Here is a 17,731-nt window from a genome sequence, read left to right as displayed (position 1 = left end):
CCGTGCGGGGGCCCGTGCGGGGCCTGTGTGGGGGCCGTGTGGGGGCCGTGTGGCGCAAGCCTCACCCTTGCGTGCAGGAGGCCGGAACCGCGCGCGGCGCGGGTCGCGTCTAGGGGGGCGTGCAGCGTCATGGGTTCCTCGGCGGCAGCGCCGTGCTCCGCATCCGTGCGACAGGAAGTGTGCTCCTGGTCGCGCATCTCGCTTTCGTCGCCTGGTACACGCTGCGTCCGCTGGACGTGCCCTGGGTACTGCCGCCCAATCTGCAGCCGTTCGCCGGCATCCGCGCCGACCTGGCGCTGGGCTGGCCCGAGGCGGCCCGCTCGCTCGGCGGGTCGCTCGCCCTGCTGGCGCCGCTCGGGGTCCTGCTGCCGATGGCCGGCGGACGGCCGGTCGTCTCGCCGCTGGCCTCCCTGCTGCGCACCCTCGCCGCCACCGCGCTGCTGTCCCTGGGTATCGAGATGCTCCAGACCGGGGTTCCCGGGCAGGTCGTCGACGTCGACTCGCTGCTGCTGAACACGGTCGGCGCGGCCCTCGTGCACCTCGCCGTCGTCCCCGCCGGCCGGGCCCGGCTACACCGCAGGTACCAGCAGGACATCCCCCAGGAGGAGCCCTCTCAGGGACGGACCCCGACGATTACCAGGGTCGGTGTAGCTCCCTAGGGCGACGTAATGTCCGGCTCGTCCTCGTAGCGTGGAGGGCAGATGAAGGGGAAGCCGAACGGCGACCCGTCCACACGCTCACGAAGGAGCCGCGATGTCCAGCCTCGCCCGCCCCACCCACGGCCGCATGATCGGCGGAGTGTGCGCCGCGCTGGCACGGCGCTTCGGCACCTCCGCCGGCACGATGCGGGTGATCTTCCTGGTCTCCTGCCTGCTGCCCGGCCCGCAGTTCCTGCTCTACCTGGCCCTGTGGATCCTCCTCCCCTCCGAGGAGAAGGCGGCCCGCACGGCCTGGTGACACCCGTACCTCCCCCTCTGGTACGACGGCGGGGCGCACCCGGCGACACCGGGTGCGCCCCGTCGGCGCGTGGGAGGGGTGGGGCGGGGCTCAGCCGCCGAGCGGGAGGCCGTTGACCCCGAGGCCCTGGGTGGGCAGTCCCTGCGTGGGCAGGCCGCCGAGCAGCTTGGCGGCCGGCTCGGTCGGCCCCTCGTTCAGCTGCTCCGCGACCAGCTGCTCGACGACCGGCTGGGCGGCGGTCAGACCCGTGTGGGAGATGCGACGGCCCTGCTCCAGCACGTTGCCCGCGCCGGGCGCCACCTGGGAGACCGTCTCCGCGGGGAGCGTCCGCGCGACGGAGTCCACCGTCTGCGCGGTGTCGGGGAGCTCGGGGGCCGCGGAGGCCGCGCCCGCACCGGCGGCGGCGAAGGCTGCGCCGAGGGCGGCGACACCGAGGGTCTTGGCAGCAGAGTGCTTCATGGAAATGCGTCCTCGTAATGGGGTGAGGGGGATGTGAGCGGTGCTCGACCGTAAACACGCCCCGCCCTCCGCGGCAAACATCGAAATGCGGACGGATTGTGAAAGCCGACCCGCACCACGTATTACCGTCACACCTCACTCACTCCTTGCCGCCCGCATCACCGCTGGTGGAAGCCGTCTGCTGGAACAGCCATTCGGACTTCAGCTCGGCATATCCGGGTTTGATCACGTCATTGATCATGGCGAGTCTTTCATCGAAAGGAATGAACGCTGATTTCATCGCATTGACAGAGAACCACTGCATGTCGTCGAGCGTGTAACCGAACGCCTCGACAAGGTGCTCGAATTCCCGGCTCATGCCGGTGTGGGACATCAGGCGGTTGTCGGTGTTGACGGTGGCCCGGAAGTGCAGCCGGCGCAGCAGCCCGATGGGGTGCTCGGCGTAGGAGTCGGCGGCGCCGGTCTGGAGGTTGGAGCTGGGGCACAGTTCCAGCGGGATCCGCTTGTCCCGGACGTACGAGGCGAGCCGGCCGAGCTTGACCGTGCCGTCCTCCTGGACCTGGATGTCGTCGATGATGCGCACCCCGTGCCCGAGCCGGTCGGCGCCGCACCACTGCAGGGCCTGCCAGATGGACGGGAGGCCGAAGGCTTCACCGGCGTGGATCGTGAAGTGGTTGTTCTCCCGCTTCAGGTACTCGAAGGCGTCCAGGTGGCGGGTGGGCGGGTACCCGGCCTCGGCGCCCGCGATGTCGAAGCCGACCACGCCGAGGTCGCGGTAGCGGTTGGCGAGTTCGGCGATCTCCAGGGCGCGGGCGGCGTGCCGCATGGCGGTGAGCAGGGCGCCGACCCGGATGCGGTGGCCGTTCTCCCGGGCGCGCCGCTCGCCTTCCCGGAAGCCCTCGTTGACGGCCTCGACGACCTCTTCGAGGGTGAGCCCCTTCTCGAGGTGCTGCTCGGGGGCGTACCGCACCTCGGCGTAGACGACGCCGTCCTCGGCGAGGTCCTCGGCGCACTCGGCGGCGACCCGGACGAGCGCCTCGCGGGTCTGCATGACGCCGACGGTGTGGGAGAAGGTCTCCAGGTAGCGCTCCAGCGACCCCGAGTCGGCGGCCTGCCGGAACCAGGCGCCGAGCCGGTCGGCGTCGGCCGCGGGCAGTCCCGCGTAGCCGGTCTCACGGGCGAGTTCCACGACCGTGCCCGGGCGCAGTCCGCCGTCGAGGTGGTCATGCAGCAGGACCTTCGGCGCCCGGCGGATCCGGTCGGGCGTCAGGGCCCTCGCGGAGTTCGTCATGGTGCTCGGGGTGCTCGGGGTGTTGGGGGTGTTGGGGGTGTTCGTCGTGGTGCTCCGGCTCGTCGTCTCCGCTGGGCTCGTCATTTCCGCACTCTAACTCCTACGCGCGTAGAACACCGGGCGAACGCACGAATCCGCAGCCGTGGCCGCGACCGCGGAGGGACGGCCGCACGGTTCGGCGGGAGCGCGGCGGTGTACGGATCCGCCGATATGTAACGGTGATTGCGCGGACAGGTGGCGTACACCCGGTCTTCTGAGAATGTTCTGCCATGGCACAGCAAGCGACGCCGGTCCGTCGGGCCCGGCTGGGGCGAACGCTCGGTCCGGAGGGGACGGCGGTGAGCGGCGTGGTGCTGCTGCTCCCCGGCGGCGACGAGGTGTCCAGCCGCAGACCGTCGCCGCTGCTGGCGACCGGGTCCGTACGGGCGCTGGGTCGCCGGATGGCGCGCGCGGGGCGGGACGAGGGGCTGGCGGCGCATGTCGTGCACTACCGCTACCGCGGCTGGAACGGCTCCGAGGCGCACCTCGCGCGGGACGCCGAGTGGGCGGCCGACGAGGCGGTACGGCGCTACGGCGACGTACCCGTCTGCCTGGCCGGCACCGGCATGGGCGGGCGGGCCGCGCTGCGCGCCGCCGGGCACGAGGCCGTCAACTCCGTGCTGGCGATCGCTCCCTGGCTGCCGGAGGACGACGTGGCGGCGCCGACCGAACCGGTGCGGCAGCTCGCCGGGCGGCAGGTGCTGATCGTGCACGGCACGAACGACGAGCGCAGCGACCCGGAGTTGTCGTTCCGGCTGGCGGCACGGGCGAAGAAGGCGAACCGCGCCGTGTGCCGCTTCGAAGTGCACTCGGACGGCCACGGGTTACGGCAGTACCGGGAGGAAGTCACCGCGCTGGCCGAGGATTTCGTGATGGGCGCGCTGTTCGGGCAGTCCTTCTCGCGCCCGGTGGAGGACGCGCTGGCCGCGCCGCCGCCGCTGGGACTGCGGATGCCGCTGGCGGCGGGGTTCGGTAAGTCGCTGCGGCGGTAACGACGCGAGGGGGACACGGGGTGCCGGGGGCAATGGGCGCCAGGGACCCGGGACGCGGGGACCCGAGGGCCCGGGGACGCGAGGGCCCGGGGACGCGAGGGCCCGGGGACGCGAGGGCCCGGGAGCCCGGGAACCCGCGGGGGGGGACGTGAGGGCCCGGGAGCCCAGCGATGCGCGGGTCAGGACGGCAGCAGGCTCCCCCTCCTCGACAGCAGGAACCTCTTGAACGCCGCCACGGGCGGCGTGTCCGTCCGCCCCGCGAGCCAGGCGACGCCGATCTCCCGGGCCGCGCGCGGGGCGGTGACCGTCAGTTCGACTACGCCGGGGCGGGGCACGGCGGGCGGGGGCAGCAGGGCGACACCGAGTCCCGCGGCGACCAGGCCGCGCAGGGTCTCCGCCTCCTCCCCCTCGAAGGCGACCCTGGGCCGGAACCCGGCCTGCCGGCACAGGGCGTCGGTGATGCGGCGCAGCCCGTAACCCGGCTCCAGGGTCACGAAGTTCTCGTCGGCGGCCTCGGCGAGGCGGATGCGTCTGCGCCCGGCCAGGGGGTGGTCGGCCGGAACGACCAGGCGCAGCTTCTGCTCGTCGAGCCGGCGGGCGACCAGGTCGGGGGCGTCGGGGACCGGCGAGGTCAGGCAGAGGTCGAGCTCGCCGGCGCGCAGGCGTTCCAGCATGGCCTCGCCGTAGTTCTGGACGAGACTGAAGCGGACGCGGGGGTGGTCGGCGCGGAAGGCGTGCAGCAGACCGGGGACGGTCTCGGCACCCATGGTGTGCAGGAACCCGAAGGCGACCTTGCCGGTGGTCGGGTCGGCGTCGGCGCGGACCTCGTCGGCGGCCCGCTCGACCTCGGCGAGGGCGCGTTCGACGGAGCCGAGGAAGGTGCGTCCGGCGACGGTCAGCGCGAGGGTCCGGCCGCGGCGCACGAACAGGTCGACGCCGAGGTCCTCCTCCAGGCGGACCAGGGCGCGCGAGAGGGTCGACTGGGGGACGTTCATCTCCTGGGCGGCCCGGGTGACGTGCTCGGTGCGGGCCACGCCGGCGAAGTGCGCGAGGCGGGGGGCGAGCAGCGCGACGATGTCTTCCGTGTCACCGGACGGTGACAGGCGGGGCCGTGAGCTTGACTGATGCACCATGGGAACGATTATGGCCATTCCATGCATTGGACGGATGAGTAAGGGGCTCCGTACCTTCGAGACATGACTCCCGCCGATACCGGGGCGTCCACGACCGTGGACGCCGCCCCAGCCGCTCCCTCGGACCCCTCGGACCCCTCGGACGCCGCGGACCCCTCGGCCCCCTCCGCCCTCCCGGCCCCTTCCGTCCCCGAGCCCTCCGACTCGCGCATGGCCCCGGGCGGCCCCGGTTACCGCCGGATGAGCCTCGCCCTCTTCCTGGCGGGCGTCGCGACCTTCGCGCTCCTCTACTCCACCCAGGCCCTGCTGCCGCTGATCTCGGGCGACATGGGCGGCACGGCGAGCGACGCGAGCTGGACGGTGGCCGCGGCGACCGGTGGCCTCGCGGTGTTCGTGCTGCCGATGAGCGCGCTGTCGGAGCGCTTCGGACGGCGTACGGTCATGACGGCGTCGCTGGCGGTCGCGGTGACCGTCGGGCTGCTGGTGCCCTTCGCGCCGTCGCTGCCGGTGCTGGTCGCGCTGCGGGCGGTCCAGGGCGCGGCACTGGCCGGGCTGCCGGCCTCGGCGACGGCCTACCTCGCGGAGGAGGTCACACCGCGGGCGCTGGTCACGGCGATCGGTCTGTTCGTGGCGGGCAACAGTGTCGGCGGCATGAGTGGCCGGGTCATCACCGGCTGGGTCGCCCAGGAGTGGGGCTGGCGGGTCGCCGTCGGGGTGATCGGCCTCGTGGCGGTCGGGTGCGCGGTGGCCTTCCGGCTGCTGCTGCCCGCGCCGACGCACTTCACGGCGGGCTCGCTGCGGCCGCGCGTCCTGGTCCGCACGGTCCGCGACCACCTGGCCAACCCGCTGCTGCGCCGCCTGTACGCGATCGGCGCGCTGTTCATGACGGTCTTCGGCGGCGTCTACACGGTGATCGGCTACCGGCTGTCCGAGGCGCCGTTCTCGCTGCCGCAGGGTCTCATCGGCTCGATCTTCCTGGTGTACCTGGTCGGCACGGTCTCGTCGGCGACGGCGGGCCGGCTGGTGAGCCGCCTCGGCCGCCGCGGCGCGCTCTACCTGGGCGCCGGTACGACGGCGGCGGGCCTGCTGCTCTCCCTGGCCCCCTCGCTGCCGACGGTCCTGCTGGGCCTGGTGCTGATCACGGCGGGCTTCTTCGCCGGACACGCGGTGGCGTCGTCGGCGGTCGGCAAGACCGCGCAGCACGGCCGTGCCCAGGCCGCGGCGCTGTACCAGTCCGCCTACTACGTCGGCTCCAGCGCGGGCAGCACGGTCGGCGCGGTGGCCTTCCACTCCGGCGGCTGGGCGAGCACGGTCGGGGTCGGGCTGCTGGCGGTGGCGGGAGTCGTGACGATCACGGTGGCCGGCACCCTGGCCGCCGCCCGCCACCGGGCCGACGACGCCCCGGCGCGGACGCCGGGCGTGTCCCACTGACGGGGCGTACGGGCGTACGGGCGTACAGGCGTACGGGCGCCGGGCCCGGCGTTCCGCCGACGGCACGGGGCCGGTGTCCCGCCAACGGCACGGGGCCGGTGTCCCGCCGACATCGGGAGGGCCGGTGTCCGACCGACGGCGCGGGGGCCGGTCCGCCAACGCCACGGGGCGACGTCCCACCGACGGCCCACGACCCGCATCCCACCGACGCGCGAGCGACGTCCCACCGACGGCGAGGGCCGGTGTCCCACCGACGGCGCGAGGCCGGAAGGGCGCCCCTGACCTGCGCCTTTTTTGACTGCACAGGCCATTGTCAGTCCCCTGCGGTAGCTTCCGAAGTGCGGGGTGCGAAGACGCGCCCGACGGGACGGCCACAGGGGTGGGTGGACGATGACCAACGGCACCGTGACGACGGAGCTGGACGCGGCGCTGGAGAAGCACCGGACCGAGCTGACGGGGTACTGCTACCGGATGCTCGGCTCCTCCTTCGAGGCCGAGGACGCGGTGCAGGACACCCTGGTCCGCGCCTGGCGGAGCTACGAGAAGTTCGAGGGCCGCTCCAGTCTCCGCTCCTGGCTCTACCGCATCGCGACCAACGTCTGCCTGGACATGTTGTCCGCGGGCAACAAACGGGCCCGTCCGATGGATCTCACCGAGGCGACGCCGCTCGCCCGGGCCGCCCTGTCGCCCCGCCCGGACCACACCTGGCTGGAGCCGATGCCGGACGCCCGTGTGCTGCCCTCGACCGCCGACCCCGCCGAGGCCGCGGTCGCCAAGGAGTCGGTGCGGCTCGCCTTCATGGCCGCCCTGCAGCAGCTGCCGCCCAAGCAGCGGGCGGTGCTGATCCTGCGCGAGGTGCTGGCCTGGCGGGCGAGCGAGGTCGCCGAGCTGCTCGGCACATCGGTCGCGTCGGTCAACAGCGCCCTGCAGCGCGCCCGCGCCACCCTGGCGGAGCGGTCGGACCGGGGCGAGGACGCGGCGGTGTCGGACCCGCTGGACGAGGAGCAGCAGAAGCTCCTGGAGCGCTACGTCGCGGCCTTCGAGGGCTACGACATGACGGCGCTGACCGCGCTGCTGCACGAGGACGCGATCATGACGATGCCGCCGTTCGACCTGTGGCTGGCGGGCCCGGCCGACATCACGGGCTTCATGACGACGCTCGGCGCGGGGTGCGCGGGATCCCGGCTGCGGCGGGTGGAGGCCAACGGGCTGCCGGCCTTCGCGCACTACAAGCCGGACCCGGAGGCGGGCGGTTTCGCGCCGTGGGCGGTCCAGGTGCTGGAGATCTCAGACGGCCGCATCACCGGGTTCCACTGCTTCCTCGACACCAAGCGGTGGTTCCCGCTGTTCGACCTGCCGCTCCGTCTCGAAGCGGAGGCCGACTAGGTCGAGCAGCGCGTGCAGGGCGGGGTCGGGGTCGCGCAGCCGGATGCGGCCACCGGCCCGCCGGGCGGCCAGCTCCAGCCGGGCCAGCAGGTCGACGACGGCGAGCCCCGGCGGTCCCAGACCGCCGACGTCGCACACGACCACCCCGGCCCGGGTGGTTTCCAGCAGCGCGCGCACCTCGTCGCAGAGCCGGGGCGTCTCCCCGCGGGAGACGGGCCCCGGCAGCACGAGTACAGCGGGTGTCACGGCGTCCACGTGCGGTAGACCCGGTGCGCGGCGGGAACTCATCGGTGTCCGCGTCATCGGTGTCTGCGTCATCGGTGTCCGCGATCAGAGATCACATTGACCTGCGCATGCCCTCCACCGGAGGGTTTGCTGTATGCCCCACCTACCGTCTCCTCCCTCCGTGCGGCCGCACATCACCGACCTCACCGGGGAGGCGACGCCGTGCAGGGGGTGCTGACCGGTTTCGCGGTGATCGCGGTGGTCATCGCCGTGGGGTACGTGCTCGGGCTGCGGGGCCACCTCGGCCCTCAGGGGCGCGAGGTACTGACGAAGCTCGCCTTCCACGTGGCCTCCCCCGCCCTGCTGTTCACGACCCTCGCGGAGGCCGACCTGTCGGTGGTCTTCTCCAGCCGCCTGCTGGTGACGGCGCTGTCCACGGTCGCGGTCGCCGGCGTCTTCGTCGCGGTGGGCGTCGTACGGGGCTGGGGCGTGGGCCGTACGACGATCGGCGCGCTCTGCTCCGGCTACGTCAACTCCGGCAACCTCGGCATCCCGATCGCCGTCTACGTGCTGGGCGACGCCTCGCTGGTGGCGCCGGTGCTGCTGTTCCAGCTGGTGCTGGTCACACCGGTGGCGGTGACGATCCTGGACCTGTCGGGCGGTGGCGCGCAGGGCCGTCCGCTGTGGCGGCGGCTGCTGACACCGCTGCGCAATCCGATAGCCCTGGGCTCGCTCGCCGGGGTCGCGGTCGCCGCGAGCGGTCTGCGGGTGCCGGCCCCGGTCATGGACCCGCTGACCCTCATCGGCAACATGTCCGTCCCGGCGGTGCTGCTGGCCTTCGGCATCTCCCTGTGTGGTTCGACGGTGCCGATGCGGGGCGCGGACCGGGAGCCGGTGCTGCTTGCGGTGGTGCTCAAGGCGGTGGGGCAGCCCGCGGTGGCCTGGGCCCTCGCCTCGGGCGTCTTCGGCCTGCGGGGCGCGCAACTCCTTGACGTGGTGGTGACGTCGGCACTGCCAGCCGCGCAGAACCTGTACACGTACGCGTCGACGTACGAGGTGGGCGAGCGGCTGGCGCGGGACGCGATCCTGGTGTCGACGGTGGTGTCCGTGCCGGTGCTGGTGGCGGTGGCGGCGGTGCTCGGGTGACGCCGGGGAGGTGAAGGCCCGCCGCCCACCACCTGACGTCGAGGCGCCGGGCGGTGGGCGATGGACGGCGGACGGCGCCCCGCTCAGCCGCTGTTGCCGACGGTCCGGCCGGGTCCGGTCGCCGGCAGGTCCGGCCCGGGGCTCGTATCCGTACCCGCGCCCGTCCCCGCGCCCTTGCCCGTGGGACCGGTGTGCCGGTCGGTGTCCCGGACGCCCTGCTGGTAGCGCATGAGCGCGCATCCGGCCAGCGCCACCAGGCAGATGACCGCGACGATCAGCAGGGCGTTGTCGACGCTGCCGGTCCGCTGCTCGACCTGGCCGAGGAGCGTGGGCGCGACGAACCCGCCGAGGTTGCCGACGGAGTTGATCAGCGCGATACCGGGGGCGACCATCGCGCCGACCAGGTACTGCTGGGGGATGACGTAGAACGAGGAGGCCGCCACCTTGAAGCCGACCGTCGCGACGATCAGCATGACGACGGCCAGTACCGGGGAGGCGAGGGCGGCGGCGGTCAGGCCGACGGCGGCGAGCACGAACCCGGAGCCGAGGACGGTGCGGCGCAGCCCGGTGCGGTCGGAGATCTGGCCGGCGGCCAGCACCGCGAAGAACGCCACGGCGAACGGCACCACGGAGATCACACCGATCGTGAACTCGCTGAGCCCGCCGATGTCGCGCACGAAGTCCGGCAGCCAGAAGGTGACGGCGTACTGGGCGAGCTGGGCGGCGAAGTACACGAAACAGAAGAGCAGCATCTGCGGGTCGCGCAGCATCGACCAGCGGGAGGGGGCCTTGTCGGCCTTGGTCGCGACCCGCTCGGCCTCCTCGGCGGCCAGCCGGTCGATCAGGGCCGTCTTCTCCTCCTGGGAGAGCCAGGGCGCCTCGGACGGGTGGGAGACCAGCCGGGTCCACACCACCAGGCCGATGAAAACCGCGGCGAGCCCCTCGATGAGGAACATCCACTGCCAGCCGTGCAGCCCGAGGGTGTCGTCCATGCTCAGCAGGGCGCCGGAGAGCGGCCCCGCGATGACCGCGGCGAGCGCCGACGCGGAGAACAGGGCGGCGTTGGCCCGGCCGCGGGCGGCGTTGGGGAACCACTGGGTGAAGTAGAAGATGACGCCGGCGAAGAACCCGGCCTCGGCGGCGCCCAGGGCCATGCGCAGCACGTAGAAGATGGTCTCGTTGTGCGCGAACATCATCAGCGCCGAGACCATGCCCCAGCTGATCATGATGCGGGTCAGCCAGAACTTCGCGCCGTAGCGTTCGAGCAGGATGTTGCTCGGGATCTCGAAGACGGCGTAGGTGATGAAGAACAGGCCGGCGCCGAGGCCGTAGGCGGCCGCGCCGATGCCCGAGTCCGACTCCAGTGCGTCCTTGGCGAAGCCGATGTTGACCCTGTCGATGTAGTTCACGACGAACATCAGCATGGTCAGCGGGACCAGGCGCCAGTAGGCCTTCTTCGTGGCGGCGGTGAGCGCCGGCGGGTCGGTGACGGCTGCGGGAGAGTGCTTCATCGCACCTGCCTTGGGGCGAGTAGGGGCAGTGACTGGCGCTGCGGCGCCGGGGAGGAGGGGCGTGCCCACCGGGCAGCCGGGCAGCCGGGCAGCCGGGCGACGGGGCGCGCGGCGGAGCGAGGCTCGGGAGGGATCACGAAGGACAGCAAGGACAGGAAGGACAGCAAGGACAGCAGGGATCAGGAGCGCGGGCACGGGGCCGGGGGAAGGCTCGTGCGGGCCGCCCGGCGCGCGGGAGGCGTGGTGAGGCTGCGCGGGGAAGCCGGGGCGCGTTGTTCTGTTCGTGCGGCCCGGCGGACCGCGGGGACTCGGTACGGACCGGGCGCGGAGCCGGTACGGGACTCGGCTCCCGCTCCGGCCGAGGGGCTCAGTGCGAGCGGTCCGCCGCCGGTGCGGGGTCGACCTGCCCGTCGAGAGCGGGCAGCACCCGCTGGATGAAGCCGGAGATGTGGGCGGCGAGCAGCTGCGCGGCCCGGTTGGCGTCGCCCGCCTGGGCGGCGGCGAGGATGTCCTCGTGCTCCTCCGCCTCGTCGCAGGGCCCGCCGGCGGACCGCCAGCCGGACACGCTGACCAGCGCCGCCTGGTCCCGCAGGTCGTCCAGGGTGCGGACGAGGATCGGGTTGCCGCAGGCCATGTAGAGGGCCTGGTGGAACTCGCGGTTGTGCAGGCTCATCTCCGCGGTGTCGCCGGCCCTGCCCGCCTCGGCGGCCAGGTCGAGCGAGCGGCGGGCCGCGCCGAGGTCACCGCCGTTGCGCACCGAGCGGCGGACGCCCTCGGGTTCGAGCAGCAGGCGCATGTCGTACACCGCGGCGGCCGCCGCGCTGTCCATCGCCCGGACGCTGGCGCCCCGGTAGGCGCTCAGCACCACGAGCCCGGAGCCGACGAGGGTCTTGAGGGCTTCACGGATCGGGGTCTTGGACATGCCGAGGGAGGCCGCGATGTCGGACTCGACGAGTGGCTGCCCCGGGCGCAGCCGGCCGGTCAGGATCGCCCGCCGGATGACGGACGCCGCCTGTTCGGTACGGTTGGCCAGCGGATCGACGTGTGCGAGGGAGAGTTCGACCGGCGCGAATTCCTCGCCCGTCGTGCGACGGTTGCTCACCGACTCTCCTCTCGCGTATGAGATACGATCCTACGGGCCTGCGACCGGCCGGGTCAACGCCCGGAGACCCGGAACAAACGGGACGCCTGCCCCTTCGCGGCTGCCGGCTCCGCCTCAGGCGACGCCGTCGGCGGTGACGGTCCAGGTGTGCACGGCCTGCTTCCTGATCAGGTCCAGGTCGTAGCTCACACCCACCCCGTGGCCGGAGGGGACCGGCAGCGTGCCGTCCTCGCCGATGCTCGTCCAGTCGTCGGTGTAGCCGCAGGTGTAGATGTGCGGCGAGGGGTTCGAGTGGTGCGGGGAGACGTTGGCGACCTCGTACATCGAGGTGCCCTGCAGTGAGGCGACGAGGTGCCGGTGGACGGGGCTGGGGCCGTGCACCTCGACGTTCACGCCCAGGGACTGCGCGAACTTGATGGTGGTGAGGGACCCGGTGACGCCGAGGTCGTAGTGCGCGTCCACGCGCAGCAGGTCGGTGCCGCCGGCCAGCAGGAAGTCGGCCTTGGCCTCGGGACCGGGCACGTGCTCGGTCTGCAGGATGGGGATGTCGAGCGCGTCCCTGAGCTGCCGGTGCTGGTGGACGCCGACGCCGATGGGCCGCAGCGGGTCCTCGTACCAGCGGAAGGCGGCCTCCTGACAGGCCTTGCCGACGAAGATCGCGTCGCTGAGCGAGTCGAAGACGCAGGCCGGGTCCAGCATCAGCTCGGCCCGCTCGCCCAGGGCCTCGCGCATCCGCGTGACGTTGCGGGCCTCCTCCCACTTGTCGCCCTCGTGCCAGCTGTGCATCTTGAACCCGCGCCAGCCGGCCTGCTGGAGCTGCCCGAAGAACTCGACGACCTGCTCGGAGGAGGACAGGCTGCCCGCCCGGTCGCCGTTGACGGTGGAGGCGTAGGCCGGCACGCGGTCGCGCCAACCGCCGAGCAGCTCGGTCAGGGAGGCGCCGTAGGCCTTGCCGGCCAGGTCCCACAGGGCGTTGTCGACGAAGGAGAGGCCGTAGTTGTGCATCGGCCGCGCCATGCGCCGGGCGGTGCGGAACAGCCGCTCGCGGTGCTGCCAGTCCCGCCCGACGAGGACGCGGGCGACGTCCACCGCCTGGAGCGCGGCCGCGCCGGCCGTGGCGTGGTAGGCGTACTCGCCGGTCAGCCCGTCGGCGGTGTGCACGCGCACCATCAGGTGGCCGCGCTGCCCGACGCTGCCGGGGCTGTAGTACCACGAGCCCGCCCGGTCCTCGGAGTCGAAGGTCCGGAGGTAGTCCGGCTCGTCCTCGTTGAACTGGATGATCTCGACCTTCTCGACGAGTGACATGGCGTTCCTCTCGTGTCCCGCGCTGGTGCCTGCCGGTTCGGGCCCGGCCGATCCGCTCGTATATCTCGTATACGAATGCCGAACCTAAGCAGCACACCTCGACACGTCAAGACTTCCGAACCGGAAACCTGACAGAAGCCCCCGGACGACTCCCGACCACGACGTCCGCTTTACGGTGACACGGGCGCCCGACGACACACCTGGCCCCTTGACCGCTCCCTCTCTCCTCTCTACTTTCATATCTCGTATATCAATAGGTGCCCTGCTTGAGGCGCCCTGATCGGAGGAGAGCATGGACCCCTCGCACCTGCGGTCCCGACTGGCCACCGTCGTCGCGATCACACCGACCCCCTTCACCGACGAGGACGAGGTGGACCGGCCCGTCCTCGAACGTGTGGTGGCCCGCCTGGTCGAGGGCCGGGTCGGCGTCGTCACCGTCAACGGCAACACGGGTGAGTTCTACTGCCTGACCCCGGCCGAGCGCCGCACCGCGGTCGACGTGGTGGCCGCCGGTGCCGCCGACCGCGCCCTGCTGCTGGCCGGTGTCGGGTTCGACGTCGCGACCGCGGTCGACGACGCGCGTTACGCCCGCGACCGGGGCGCCGAGGCGATCATGGTGCACCAGCCCGTGCACCCCTACGTCTCCGCCGAGGGCTGGGTCGACTACCACCGCCGCATCGCCGCGGCCGTCCCCGATCTCGGCATCGTGCCCTACGTCAAGAACCCGGCGATCGGCCCCGGCGAGTTCCGGGAACTGGCCGACGCCTGCCCCAACGTGGTCGCCGTGAAGTACGCGCTGCCGGACACGGCCGCCTTCGCCGTCGTCGCACGTCAGGCCGGTCTGGAGCGGTTCACCTGGATCGCGGGCCTGGCCGAACTCACCGCCCCCGGCTACGCGGCCGTCGGCGCGCAGGGCTTCACCTCGGGGCTCGCCGCCATCGCCCCGCACCTGTCGACGGGCCTGCAGGACGCCCTGACCGCCGGGGACTTCGACAGCGCGATGAAGACGTGGGACAGCGTGCGCGAGTTCGAGGAACTGCGGCTGGCGCGCAACAGTGCGGACAACGTCAGCGTGGTCAAGGAGGCCCTGCACCAGATCGGTCTGGGCGGCTCCTGGGTCCGCCCGCCGTCCGCTCGGCCCGCGCCGCAGGTCCGTGAGCGGATCGGCGCCATCCTGGAAACCTGGGGGGTCAAGTGACGACCACCGGCGAAACCATCACCACGGCGGACCCGAGCACCGGGACCGTCACCGGCACCGGCCTGCGCACCAGTACCGACGCCGAGGTCGCGGCGGCCTGCGAGCGGGCCGCCCGGGCCAGTGCCGAACTGGCCGCGCGCGGCCGGTCCTTCCGCAGCGCGCTGCTGCGCCGCATGGCCGAGGCCCTGGAGGCCGAGGGGCCCGAGGTCGTGGCCGCGGCCGACCGGGAGACCGCGCTCGGCGCCGGCCGACTGCAAGGCGAACTGGCGCGTACCGTCTATCAGTTCAGGCTGTTCGCCGACGTCGTCGACGAGGGCGGCTACCTGGAGGCGACGGTCGACCACGCGGGCGACACCCCGATGGGTCCCCGCCCCGACCTGCGCAGGATGCTGGTCCCGCTGGGGCCGGTGGCGGTCTTCGGGGCGAGCAACTTCCCGCTGGCCTTCTCCGTGCCGGGCGGCGACACCGCCGCCGCGCTGGCCGCGGGCTGCGCCGTGGTCGTCAAGGCGCACAGCAGCCATCCGCTCACGTCGGCCCTGTGCGGGCGGATCCTCGAGGACGCCGTGCGAGCGCACGGGGCGCCCGAGGGCACGGTGTCCCTCGTCCACGGCACCGACGCCGGTCTGACCCTCGTCGCCGACCCGCGCATCACGGCCGTCGCCTTCACGGGCGGCCACGCGGGAGCGGCGGCGCTGAAGACGGTGATCGCCGCGCGTGACGTGCCGGTCCCCTTCTACGGCGAACTCGGCGGCGTCAACCCGCTGGTGGTCACGGTGCGCGCGGCCGAGGAGCGTGCCGAGTCGATCGCCGAGGGGCTGGTGGACTCCTTCACCCTGGGCGGCGGCCAGTTCTGCACCAAGCCCGGCCTCGTCCTGGTGCCGCGCACCCCGGCCGGTGACGGCCTGGTCGACGCCGTACGCCGACGGGTCGCGGACCGCCCGCTCCCGGCCATGCTGAACGACCGGATCGCCGCCTCCTACGCCGGCGGCCTCGACCGCCTGGCCGCAACCGCGGACCTGACCCGCTCGGCGGAGCCGGACCGCGAGGGCTACCGCACCCGGCCGGCGGTCGCGGTGCTGGACGCCGAGCAGTTCGACGCGGCGGGCGTCGCAGAAGTCTTCGGTCCGGTGGCTCTCCTCGTCCGCTACAGCCCCGAAGCCCTGGAGCCGCTGCTCCGGCGGCTGCCCGGCGCCCTGGTCGGCACGGTCCACGGCGGCAGCGGCGACGACCCGGTACGCGACGGCGCCGCCGCGGCGCTCGCCGGGCGGAGCGGCCGGGTGCTCTTCGACGGCTATCCCACGGGGGTGGCGGTCAGCTGGGCCCAGCAGCACGGCGGCCCGTGGCCGGCCACCGACAACCAGCACACGTCCGTGGGCCCGGCCGGTCTCCGCCGCTTCCTGCGGCCCCTGGCCTGGCAGAACAGCCCGGCCCACCTGCTGCCGCCCGAGTTGCGGGAGGGGGACGCCTCGGTTCCGCGCCGGGTCGACGGCCGGCTGCGGCTGCCGGGGTGACCGGACCGACCAACCGGAACGGGGCGCCGCCCTTTGCCACCCGGCGGCGCCCTTCCGGTGTCAGGCCTCGGGGAACTCGCCGGTGTCGATGACGAGGTCGAAGGGGGCGGGGACCTTGAGGGGGTCGCCGAACTTCGCAGCGCTCAGCAGGCGGTAGACGTCGCCCTTCGGCTCGCCGTACAGCGTCGCCGTGGGTCCGCCCGGGGCCCAGCGGTCGACGAGGAGGTAGAGCGGGATGCCGGCGGTGGCGCAGGCCGCGGGCTTGGTGATGCGGTCGTGCCGGGCGTTGGACCGGGAGGTGATCTCGACGACGAGTTCTGCGAGGGCGGCGGAGACATGGCTGGTCTCTTCGCCCCGCTCCTCATCGACCGGTGTCACCAAGAGATCTGGGACGAACATTCCCAGCCGGGAGGGCACAGCGATGGACAGAGTCTGGAAAATCGCCCAATCCTCGGGGATCGCTGAGTAGAGACGGCGTCTGAATGCGATCCGCGATCACATTGTGGCGGTACGCGGGAGTGGGTGACACGGTGATGATCCCCTCGATAATCTCCACCTTGCTGCCCTCGGGCCACTCCATCTCCTCCCAGAACCGGACAAGCTCGTCCCAGCTCTGTTCGGGATCCTGGCTCACGGTGAGTGCGCTCATGGCGGTTCTCCCATCGGTGCGTCACCGATCCCAGCATGCCGAACGGGACCGGTACTGGTCTACCGATCCCGTTCACCCGAATGGGGAAACTGCAGGTCAGGCGATACGCTCCAGCACCACCGGCGAGGCCGTGAAGTCCGTGCCGGCCGGGGCCACGTCGTACGCGTCCTCCACCGCCGCGAGGGCGTACGCGAAGCGGTCCGGGGTGTCGGTGTGGAGGGTGAGCAGGGGCTGGCCGGCGGCGACGGTGTCGCCGGGGCGGGCGTGCAGCTCGACGCCCGCGGCGGCCTGCACCGGGTCCTCCTTGCGGGCGCGCCCCGCGCCCAGCCGCCAGGCGGCGACGCCGACGTCGTAGGCGTCGAGGCGGGTCAGGACGCCGGAGGAGGGCGCCTTGACGACGTGCTGCTCCTTCGACGTGGGCAGCGGCGCGTCCGGGTCGCCGCCCTGGGCCGTGATCATGCGGCGCCATACGTCCATGGCCGAGCCGTCGGCCAGCGCCTTCGCCGGGTCGGCGTCCTTCAGCCCCGCGGCGTCGAGCATCTCGCGGGCCAGGGCGAGGGTCAGCTCGACCACGTCGGAGGGGCCGCCGCCCGCCAGGACCTCGACGGACTCGCGGACCTCCAGGGCGTTGCCCGCCGTGAGGCCCAGCGGGGTGGCCATGTCGGTGAGGAGGGCGACGGTCTTCACGCCGTGGTCGGTGCCGAGGCCGACCATCGTGGAGGCCAGCTCCCGCGCGTCCTCGACCGTCTTCATGAAGGCACCCGAGCCGACCTTCACGTCCAGGACCAGCGAGCCGGTGCCCTCGGCGATCTTCTTCGACATGATGGAGGAGGCGATCAGCGGGATCGCCTCGACCGTGCCGGTGACGTCGCGCAGCGCGTAGAGCTTCTTGTCGGCGGGCGCGAGGCCGTCGCCCGCCGCGCAGATCACCGCGCCGGTGGTGTCGAGGACGTCCAGCATCTCCTCGTTGGACAGGAGCGCGCGCCAGCCCGGGATCGACTCCAGCTTGTCCAGGGTGCCGCCGGTGTGGCCGAGGCCGCGGCCGGAGAGCTGCGGGACGGCCGCGCCGCACGCCGCCACCAGGGGTGCCAGCGGCAGGGTGATCTTGTCGCCGACGCCGCCCGTGGAGTGCTTGTCGGCGGTCGGGCGGGACAGGGACGAGAAGTCCATGCGTTCGCCCGACGCGATCATCGCGGCCGTCCAGCGGGCGATCTCGCCACGGTTCATGCCGTTGAGGAGGATCGCCATCGCGAGGGACGACATCTGCTCGTCGGCCACCTCGCCGCGGGTGTAGGCGTCGACGACCCAGTCGATCTGCTCGCCGCTGAGTTCGCCGCGGTCCCGCTTGGTGCGGATGACGGAGATGACGTCCATGGCCATGTCTGGCTTTCCTAAC

General features: G+C 72.8%; 16 protein-coding genes and 1 pseudogene. 8 read left to right on the top strand and 9 right to left on the bottom strand.

From position 1 onward, the window contains the following. The first annotated feature begins 119 nt into the window (after positions 1-119). The gene (locus HZS56_RS21715) at positions 120-659 is read left to right on the top strand and encodes a VanZ family protein (RefSeq protein ID WP_216722422.1); all 540 of its coding nucleotides are present in this window, start codon (positions 120-122) and stop codon (positions 657-659) included. 94 nt (positions 660-753) lie between these two features. Beyond that, on the top strand, positions 754-957 hold the full coding sequence (locus tag HZS56_RS21710; RefSeq protein WP_003974070.1) for a PspC domain-containing protein: 204 nt from the start codon (positions 754-756) through the stop codon (positions 955-957). 90 nt (positions 958-1,047) lie between these two features. On the opposite strand, the gene HZS56_RS21705 is transcribed toward HZS56_RS21710, so the two are convergent. Together HZS56_RS21705 and HZS56_RS21700 are read right to left on the bottom strand one after the other, a co-directional pair. Further along, the gene (locus tag HZS56_RS21705) at positions 1,048-1,416 is read right to left on the bottom strand and encodes an ATP-binding protein (protein ID WP_216722421.1); all 369 of its coding nucleotides are present in this window, start codon (positions 1,414-1,416) and stop codon (positions 1,048-1,050) included. A gap of 139 nt (positions 1,417-1,555) precedes the next feature. Continuing rightward, on the bottom strand, positions 1,556-2,791 hold the full coding sequence (locus HZS56_RS21700) for an adenosine deaminase (protein ID WP_374201191.1): 1,236 nt from the start codon (positions 2,789-2,791) through the stop codon (positions 1,556-1,558). 185 nt (positions 2,792-2,976) lie between these two features. On the opposite strand from HZS56_RS21700, the gene HZS56_RS21695 reads away from it, so the two are divergent. After that, positions 2,977-3,738 carry an alpha/beta fold hydrolase gene (locus HZS56_RS21695; RefSeq protein ID WP_216722420.1) on the top strand — a complete coding sequence of 254 codons (762 nt, stop codon included), beginning with the start codon at positions 2,977-2,979 and terminating at the stop codon, positions 3,736-3,738. Positions 3,739-3,917: 179 nt separating this feature from the next. On the opposite strand, the gene HZS56_RS21690 is transcribed toward HZS56_RS21695, so the two are convergent. Continuing rightward, on the bottom strand, positions 3,918-4,871 hold the full coding sequence (locus HZS56_RS21690; protein ID WP_216722419.1) for a LysR family transcriptional regulator: 954 nt from the start codon (positions 4,869-4,871) through the stop codon (positions 3,918-3,920). Positions 4,872-4,934: 63 nt separating this feature from the next. Here HZS56_RS21690 and HZS56_RS21685 point away from each other — a divergent pair, with 63 nt between their 5' ends. After that, entirely contained in the window at positions 4,935-6,302 is a 1,368-nt protein-coding gene (locus tag HZS56_RS21685; protein WP_216722418.1) for an MFS transporter, read from the top strand. Positions 6,303-6,692: 390 nt separating this feature from the next. Next, positions 6,693-7,688 (top strand): sigma-70 family RNA polymerase sigma factor, encoded by a 996-nt coding sequence (locus tag HZS56_RS21680; RefSeq protein ID WP_216722417.1) that lies wholly within the window; start codon positions 6,693-6,695, stop codon positions 7,686-7,688. Here HZS56_RS21680 and HZS56_RS21675 read toward each other — a convergent pair. Further along, complete coding sequence (locus tag HZS56_RS21675; RefSeq protein WP_216722426.1) at positions 7,590-7,976, bottom strand: STAS domain-containing protein; 387 nt, start codon at positions 7,974-7,976, stop codon at positions 7,590-7,592. The genes HZS56_RS21680 and HZS56_RS21675 overlap by 99 nt on opposite strands. A gap of 159 nt (positions 7,977-8,135) precedes the next feature. Here HZS56_RS21675 and HZS56_RS21670 point away from each other — a divergent pair, with 159 nt between their 5' ends. Further along, positions 8,136-9,059: an AEC family transporter gene (locus HZS56_RS21670; RefSeq protein WP_216722416.1), complete on the top strand. Its 924-nt coding sequence runs from the start codon at positions 8,136-8,138 to the stop codon at positions 9,057-9,059. An 83-nt stretch (positions 9,060-9,142) separates the two neighbouring features. Here the strand turns inward: HZS56_RS21670 and HZS56_RS21665 are convergent, their stop codons facing one another. The 3 genes from HZS56_RS21665 to HZS56_RS21655 form a co-directional block, all read right to left on the bottom strand. Continuing rightward, positions 9,143-10,570, bottom strand: a complete 1,428-nt coding sequence (locus tag HZS56_RS21665; RefSeq protein WP_216722415.1) for an MFS transporter — start codon at positions 10,568-10,570, stop codon at positions 9,143-9,145. A gap of 367 nt (positions 10,571-10,937) precedes the next feature. After that, on the bottom strand, positions 10,938-11,603 hold the full coding sequence (locus tag HZS56_RS21660; RefSeq protein ID WP_253914632.1) for a GntR family transcriptional regulator: 666 nt from the start codon (positions 11,601-11,603) through the stop codon (positions 10,938-10,940). A 183-nt stretch (positions 11,604-11,786) separates the two neighbouring features. Next, a complete protein-coding gene (locus HZS56_RS21655) occupies positions 11,787-12,977 on the bottom strand; it encodes an enolase C-terminal domain-like protein (protein ID WP_216722413.1) in 1,191 nt (396 codons plus the stop codon). A gap of 292 nt (positions 12,978-13,269) precedes the next feature. Between HZS56_RS21655 and HZS56_RS21650 the strand changes: the two genes are divergently transcribed. Together HZS56_RS21650 and HZS56_RS21645 are read left to right on the top strand one after the other, a co-directional pair. Further along, positions 13,270-14,175 carry a dihydrodipicolinate synthase family protein gene (locus HZS56_RS21650; RefSeq protein WP_216722412.1) on the top strand — a complete coding sequence of 302 codons (906 nt, stop codon included), beginning with the start codon at positions 13,270-13,272 and terminating at the stop codon, positions 14,173-14,175. Further along, entirely contained in the window at positions 14,172-15,686 is a 1,515-nt protein-coding gene (locus tag HZS56_RS21645) for an aldehyde dehydrogenase family protein (protein ID WP_308408121.1), read from the top strand. The genes HZS56_RS21650 and HZS56_RS21645 overlap by 4 nt, the downstream gene beginning before the upstream one ends. A 60-nt stretch (positions 15,687-15,746) precedes the next feature. On the opposite strand, the pseudogene HZS56_RS21640 reads toward HZS56_RS21645, so the two are convergent. Continuing rightward, positions 15,747-16,335, bottom strand: a pseudogene (locus HZS56_RS21640) (Uma2 family endonuclease). Between the two features lie 96 nt (positions 16,336-16,431). Next, on the bottom strand, positions 16,432-17,709 hold the full coding sequence (locus tag HZS56_RS21635; RefSeq protein ID WP_216722424.1) for a thymidine phosphorylase: 1,278 nt from the start codon (positions 17,707-17,709) through the stop codon (positions 16,432-16,434). Between the last annotated feature and the right edge of the window lie 22 nt (positions 17,710-17,731).

Source organism: Streptomyces mayonensis (genome assembly GCF_018982965.1).
Taxonomy (GTDB): Bacteria; Actinomycetota; Actinomycetes; order Streptomycetales; family Streptomycetaceae; genus Streptomyces; species Streptomyces mayonensis.
Note: the sequence above shows the minus strand (reverse complement) of the source record. Positions and strands in the feature narration are given on the sequence as shown.

Excerpts from the sequence above, each read along its gene's own strand:
- HZS56_RS21665 (WP_216722415.1), bottom strand. The coding sequence starts at position 10,570 with ATGAAGCACTCTCCCGCAGCCGTCACCGACCCGCCGGCGCTCACCGCC.
- HZS56_RS21655 (WP_216722413.1), bottom strand. The coding sequence starts at position 12,977 with ATGTCACTCGTCGAGAAGGTCGAGATCATCCAGTTCAACGAGGACGAG.
- HZS56_RS21710 (WP_003974070.1), top strand. The coding sequence starts at position 754 with ATGTCCAGCCTCGCCCGCCCCACCCACGGCCGCATGATCGGCGGAGTG.
- HZS56_RS21695 (WP_216722420.1), top strand. The coding sequence starts at position 2,977 with ATGGCACAGCAAGCGACGCCGGTCCGTCGGGCCCGGCTGGGGCGAACG.
- HZS56_RS21635 (WP_216722424.1), bottom strand. The coding sequence starts at position 17,709 with ATGGACGTCATCTCCGTCATCCGCACCAAGCGGGACCGCGGCGAACTC.
- HZS56_RS21700 (WP_374201191.1), bottom strand. The coding sequence starts at position 2,791 with ATGACGAGCCCAGCGGAGACGACGAGCCGGAGCACCACGACGAACACC.
- HZS56_RS21675 (WP_216722426.1), bottom strand. The coding sequence starts at position 7,976 with ATGAGTTCCCGCCGCGCACCGGGTCTACCGCACGTGGACGCCGTGACA.
- HZS56_RS21685 (WP_216722418.1), top strand. The coding sequence starts at position 4,935 with ATGACTCCCGCCGATACCGGGGCGTCCACGACCGTGGACGCCGCCCCA.
- HZS56_RS21705 (WP_216722421.1), bottom strand. The coding sequence starts at position 1,416 with ATGAAGCACTCTGCTGCCAAGACCCTCGGTGTCGCCGCCCTCGGCGCA.
- HZS56_RS21680 (WP_216722417.1), top strand. The coding sequence starts at position 6,693 with ATGACCAACGGCACCGTGACGACGGAGCTGGACGCGGCGCTGGAGAAG.
- HZS56_RS21690 (WP_216722419.1), bottom strand. The coding sequence starts at position 4,871 with ATGGTGCATCAGTCAAGCTCACGGCCCCGCCTGTCACCGTCCGGTGAC.
- HZS56_RS21650 (WP_216722412.1), top strand. The coding sequence starts at position 13,270 with ATGGACCCCTCGCACCTGCGGTCCCGACTGGCCACCGTCGTCGCGATC.